The sequence below is a fragment of the Sphingomonas sp. AC435 genome (assembly GCF_979253005.1).
On record NZ_CEEDCJ010000020.1, the window covers coordinates 1 to 2,500 of the forward strand.

Annotated in this window: 1 tRNA gene and 2 rRNA genes (1 of these 3 cut by a window edge); all 3 read right to left on the reverse strand. The window is 55.7% G+C overall.

Features of this window, described 5'->3' with window-relative positions:
- A tRNA-Met gene (locus AC0CH8_RS18745) sits at positions 1–77 on the reverse strand.
- A gap of 114 nt (positions 78–191) precedes the next feature.
- A 5S ribosomal RNA gene (rrf, locus tag AC0CH8_RS18750) occupies positions 192–306 on the reverse strand.
- Positions 307–455: 149 nt separating this feature from the next.
- Positions 456–2,500 (reverse strand): 23S ribosomal RNA (locus AC0CH8_RS18755); it runs 750 nt beyond the window's last position.

The following is a 2,500-nucleotide window of genomic DNA, read 5'->3' on the forward strand; positions in this document are numbered from 1 at the left end:
TGGTTGCGGGGACAGGATTTGAACCTGTGACCTTCAGGTTATGAGCCTGACGAGCTACCGGGCTGCTCCACCCCGCGACACTGGTGACGCCTGTGGGGCGTACCTCCTTTTGTGGGGAGGTGGATGACGTTGTGAATGGGTTCTTTCCCGTGCGGGATGTATGCGTGTCTCGACGACGCACAAGCTGCAATGCCTGGCGACGACCTACTCTTCCACTGCTTGAGCAGTAGTACCATTGGCGCGGTCGGGTTTCACGGCCGAGTTCGGGATGGGATCGGGTGGGACACCGACGCTATGGTCACCAGGCAATGAAGCCTGTGCGTTGTCGAGGGGGTGCGCATATTCGCACGGGGTTCTGAAATCGATGCACCTTGTATTCCTAGTCTGGCGTCGAGCTTATCATCCGCACCATCGTCATCGGCCGGTTGCCCGGGATTGATGTTGATGGTGGAACTCTCAAGCGCGAATAGAGCGATTAGTATCGGTTAGCTTCACGCGTTACCGCGCTTCCACATCCGATCTATCAAGGTCGTGGTCTTCGACCGCTCTGAGAAATCTTATCTCGAGGGAGGCTTCCCGCTTAGATGCTTTCAGCGGTTATCCCGTCCGTACATAGCTACCCTGCTGCGCCGTTGGCACGACGACAGGTACACCAGAGGTACGTTCAACCCGGTCCTCTCGTACTAGGGTCAACTCCTCTCAAATTTCGACGCCCACGGCAGATAGGGACCAAACTGTCTCGCGACGTTCTGAACCCAGCTCACGTACCACTTTAATTGGCGAACAGCCAAACCCTTGGGACCTGCTCCAGCCCCAGGATGTGATGAGCCGACATCGAGGTGCCAAACAACCCCGTCGATATGAGCTCTTGGGGGTTATCAGCCTGTTATCCCCGGCGTACCTTTTATCCGTTGAGCGATGGCCCTTCCACGAGGGACCACCGGATCACTATGACCGACTTTCGTCTCTGCTCGACTTGTCAGTCTCGCAGTCAGGCGGGCTTATGCCATTGCACTCTTGCAGCCGGTTTCCAACCGGCCTGAGCCCACCATCGCGCGCCTCCGTTACTCTTTAGGAGGCGACCGCCCCAGTCAAACTACCCGCCACAGAGGGTCCCTGATCCCGCTTCAGGGATCGAGGTTAGACATCAGAAAACAACAGGGTGGTATTTCACCTATGGCTCCACCAGATCTGGCGACCTGGCTTCAAAGCCTCCCACCTATGCTACACAGTTCCTTCCTAATGCCACTCTGAAGCTGCAGTAAAGGTGCACGGGGTCTTTCCGTCTAACCGCGGGTACTCCGCATCTTCACGGAGAATTCAATTTCGCTGAGCATGTCCTGGAGACAGTGGGGAAGTCGTTACGCCATTCGTGCAGGTCGGAACTTACCCGACAAGGAATTTCGCTACCTTAGGACCGTTATAGTTACGGCCGCCGTTTACCTGGGCTTCATTTCAGAGCTTGCACCCCTCCACTTAACCTTCAGGCACCGGGCAGGCGTCAGGCCCTATACGTCGTCTTGAAGCCGACTTAGCAGAGCCCTGTGTTTTTGCTAAACAGTCGCTACCCCCTGGCCTGTGCCCCCTCATAACGGTTGCCCGCTGTGAGGGCCTCCTTCTTCCGAAGGTACGGAGGCAATTTGCCGAGTTCCTTCAGGACACTTCTCTCAAGCGCCTTGGTATACTCTACCTGACCACCTGTGTCGGTTTCGGGTACGGTCTATACGGTGGGGCTATTTCCCGGGACAGTTTCGAAGCACGTCCAATCCGATAAGGACGTACAACACACACCATCCGTCACACACCACCAGGCCCACGAATATTAACGTGGTTCCCATCGACTACCCCCTTCGGGCTCGTCTTAGGGGCCGGCTCACCCTGCGCGGATTAGCCTTGCGCAGGAACCCTTGGTCTTTCGGCGAGAGGGCATCTCACCCTCTTTATCGCTACTCATGTCTGCATTCGCACTTCCGATACCTCCACGACCCATTACCAGATCGCTTCACAGGCTTACGGAACGCTCCGCTACCGCGTGGATAAATCCACACCCTAAGCTTCGGTGCACGTCTTGAGCCCCGTTACATCTTCGCCGCAGAAACCCTTGTTTAGACCAGTGAGCTGTTACGCTTTCTTTAAAGGATGGCTGCTTCTAAGCCAACCTCCTGGTTGTTTTGGGATTTCCACATGCTTTCCCACTTAGACGTGACTTGGGGACCTTAGCTGTAGGTCAGGGCTGTTTCCCTTTTGACGACGGACCTTAGCACCCGCCGTCTGTCTCCCGAGTAGTACTCGCAGGTATTCGGAGTTTGGTTAGAGTTGGTAGATCTCGCGACCCCCGCATCCATCCAGTGCTCTACCCCCTACGGTATTCGCTCGAGGCACTACCTCAATAGTTTTCGCGGAGAACCAGCTATTTCCCGGCTTGATTGGCCTTTCACCCCTAAACACAACTCATCCGGTAACTTTTCAACGTTAATCGGTTCGGACCTCCAGTGCGTGT